We start from the raw sequence: 3054 nt of genomic DNA on the forward strand, positions 1-3054 counted from the left end.
TCACTGAACAGCGCCATCTGGCGCTGCGTTCCGAGGCGGCCGACCTTCGCCTCAGAACGGCGATCGAGAACATCAACGAATCCTTCGTGCTGTGGGATTCGGCGCAACGCCTGATCATGTGCAATTCCAAATACCAGCAGGACAACGGACTTTCGGACCGCGACGTGATGCCGGGCACCGCGCGCGCGGCGCTGGAAGAACGCATGCTGGCCTTTGCTTCCGAACGGCGGCTTGCCCACACCAGCGGCCTGCAGGGCGGCGCCACTTTCGAGCGGCAGCTGGCCGATGGCCGCTGGCTGCAGGTCAACGAACTGAAGACCCGGGACGGCGGCATCGTCTCGGTCGGCTCCGACATCACCCAGATCAAGCTGCACCAGGAGAAGCTGGTCGACAGCGAGCGCCGGTTGATGGCGACGATCCATGATCTCAGCCTGGCGCGGCGGGCCGAAGAGGAGCGTTCGCGCGAACTGGTCGACCTCAACCGCAAGTACATGAAGGAAACCGAACGCGCCGAAGCGGCGAACCGGGCCAAATCCGAGTTCCTGGCCAACATGTCGCATGAGTTGCGCACGCCGCTGAACGCCATCATCGGCTTCTCCGAACTGATGGAACAGGGGCTGTTCGGCCCGCTCGGATCGGAGCGCTACGAGGAATATGCCACCGACATCAACAGCAGCGGCAAATATCTCCTGGGCGTCATCAACGACATTCTCGATATGTCCAAGATCGAAGCCGGCCAGTTCTCTCTGGACCGGGAAGAGATCGACCTCGGCCCGCTGATCAGCGAAACCGTACGCGTCGTTTCGCTGCAGGCGGCGCAAAAGGCCATCACCGTGGAAACGCGCATTGCCGATGCGCTGACGCTGGTCGCCGATCGCCGTGCGATCAAGCAGATCGTCATCAACCTTTTGTCCAATGCGGTGAAGTTCACCGGCCAGGGCGGCCACATATCGGTCAGGGCCCGCAACACATCCGGCGCGCTGGTGCTGACGATCGAGGACAATGGCTGCGGCATCCCCAAGGATGCGCTCGGCAAACTCGGACGGCCTTTCGAGCAGGTGCAGAACCAGTTCTCCAAGAGCCATGCCGGGTCCGGCCTTGGTCTTGCCATCTCACGTTCGCTGGCCGAACTCCAGGGCGGCGCGCTGAAGATCCGGTCGAGCGAAGGAGTCGGCACGATCGTGTCGGTGCGCATCCCGGTGAAGAAGGCCGCGCCGGCGATCAAGGCCGCAGCCTGAAGATTTCATCACCATTCCAAGCTTGATCCCACCTCGCAGGCCCAAGGTGAGATGCTTTGACAAAACTATCTATTTTATCTATTTTAGATAGAAAAGAGAGGCATTGTCATGCGAGTGACTTCAACAGAATTCCAGCAGAATGTCGGGCGTTTTCAGGACGCTGCCCAGCGTGCGCCGGTCGCAATCACAAAGAATGGCCGGACCCACACGGTACTCCTGTCGGCGGCGATGTTCGAGGTGTTGGTCAAGGGACGAGTCGCCCGTAACGCGGAAGAACTGGACGATGAGACGCTGAACGCCATCGCCGAAAGCGCCGTACCGAGCGAATATACCGGGCTCGATGCGATGCTTAAAGACTGGACACCGTGAGCCTGCCCAAACCTATCCCGGGTCTGGTGATTTCCTATTCTTACCTCTGGGTGAGAGAACACGAAAAGGGTGCCGAAGAAGGTCGCAAAAACCGACCATGCGCCATTGTCGCCGCGCGCCGGGTCGTGGAAGGCCGTGAAGTTATAACGGTCGTTCCGGTCACACACTCGCCACCGGCTGATCCTGCCGATGCAGTAGAAATACCTGCGCCACTCAAAGCCCATCTCGGTCTCGATGACACGCCGTCATGGATCGTCGTGACCGAAACCAATGACTTCCTCTGGCCGGGTCCCGATCTCAGGCCCATCGCGGGCAGCAAACCGTCCCGATTCGACTATGGCATGCTGCCGCCGCGTTTCTATGCCTATCTGCGCGACCGGATTTTGCAGTCTCACGCGAGCCGGGCGCTCCAGCAGATTCGGCGAACAGAGTAGCTGCATGAGACCGGAAGAGCACGAAACGTCTTCGGTTCCAGGGGACGATCGCTTCACGGTCATCCCGTACGAAGCAAAAGGTCGAAGTCCTTCCTGACCTTTTGCGACGTCTCCTTGAGGTGTGCTTCCAGCACACCGAAATCCGGCAAGTCGGTCACCGCCAGAAGCAGATCCGAAAGCCCCGGCGGAACGTCGTCGCGCTCAAAGGCTCCGGTGAGGCACAGCCGCGTCATCTGGGTCAGTGCAAGATCGAGCGCGTAGGCGTCGCCAAGCTCCTGCCTGATCCCGGCATCGGCGAAGCCCGGTTCGAGGCGCGACAGGATCTCGGCGGTGCCGGTGGCGCGGCGTCCGGTCTCGACCTGCCCGGTAATGACGGCCACCTGGGCGATGAATTCCAGATCGATCAATCCTCCGGGAATAAGCTTGATGTCCCAGAGATCGCGCGGCGGCTTTTCCTTCTGGATCATAGCCCGCATGTCCGCAGCCTCGGCCATCACCTTTGCAGCATCGCGCGGCTGGCCAAGTACAGCCGCTACTTCCGCTTCAACCTCGCCGCACAGGCTGGCGTCGCCAGCAATGGCGCGGGCGCGGACCAGCGCCATGTGTTCCCAGGTCCAGGCTTCCTGGCGCTGGTATTTCTTGAAGGCATCGATATGGGTGGCCACCGGTCCCTTGTTGCCGGACGGCCGCAGGCGCAGGTCGAGTTCGTAGAGCACCCCCTCCGCCGTCGGCGCGGACACCGCCGCGATCAGCCTTTGCGTCATGCGGGTGTAGTAATGCGAAGGTGCCAGCGGCTTGTCGCCATCGGACTCTTCGGCATCCGACGCGTGGTCGTAGAGCAGGATCAGGTCGACATCCGATCCGGCGGTCAGCTCGCGGCTGCCGAGCTTGCCCATACCGAGCAGCGCAACCACGCCGCCGGCAATCGTGCCGTGGCGTGCCGCGAATTCGGCCGTCACCGCCTGCAACGCAGCCTCGATGGTGAGATCCGCCAGATCGGAAAAAGCGCGGCC

Annotated in this window: 3 protein-coding genes and 1 pseudogene; 3 read left to right on the plus strand and 1 reads right to left on the minus strand. The window is 61.8% G+C overall.

Annotation, left to right across the window (positions count from 1 at the left end):
• From EOC06_RS41930 to EOC06_RS07640, 3 genes are all read left to right on the plus strand, one after another.
• Positions 1–1238 (plus strand): PAS domain-containing sensor histidine kinase (locus EOC06_RS41930; RefSeq protein ID WP_245469391.1); only part of this gene is annotated, 1238 nt, incomplete at its 5' end.
• A 108-nt stretch (positions 1239–1346) separates the two neighbouring features.
• On the plus strand, positions 1347–1607 hold the full coding sequence (locus tag EOC06_RS07635) for a type II toxin-antitoxin system prevent-host-death family antitoxin (RefSeq protein ID WP_127327206.1): 261 nt from the start codon (positions 1347–1349) through the stop codon (positions 1605–1607).
• Positions 1604–2041, plus strand: coding sequence for a type II toxin-antitoxin system PemK/MazF family toxin (locus EOC06_RS07640; protein WP_127327205.1), 438 nt, complete (start codon positions 1604–1606; stop codon positions 2039–2041). Before EOC06_RS07635 ends, EOC06_RS07640 begins: the two co-directional genes overlap by 4 nt.
• Before the next feature lie 59 nt (positions 2042–2100).
• Here the strand turns inward: EOC06_RS07640 and EOC06_RS41935 are convergent.
• A pseudogene (locus EOC06_RS41935) lies at positions 2101–3054 on the minus strand (bifunctional [glutamine synthetase] adenylyltransferase/[glutamine synthetase]-adenylyl-L-tyrosine phosphorylase); the annotation flags it as partial.

The organism is Mesorhizobium sp. M7A.F.Ca.MR.362.00.0.0, from assembly GCF_004023175.1.
In the GTDB taxonomy this organism is placed as follows: Bacteria; Pseudomonadota; Alphaproteobacteria; order Rhizobiales; family Rhizobiaceae; genus Mesorhizobium.

What these genes read in the sequence shown, in the direction of transcription:
- EOC06_RS07635 (WP_127327206.1), top strand. Translation starts at nt 1,347, where the DNA reads ATGCGAGTGACTTCAACAGAATTCCAGCAGAATGTCGGGCGTTTTCAG.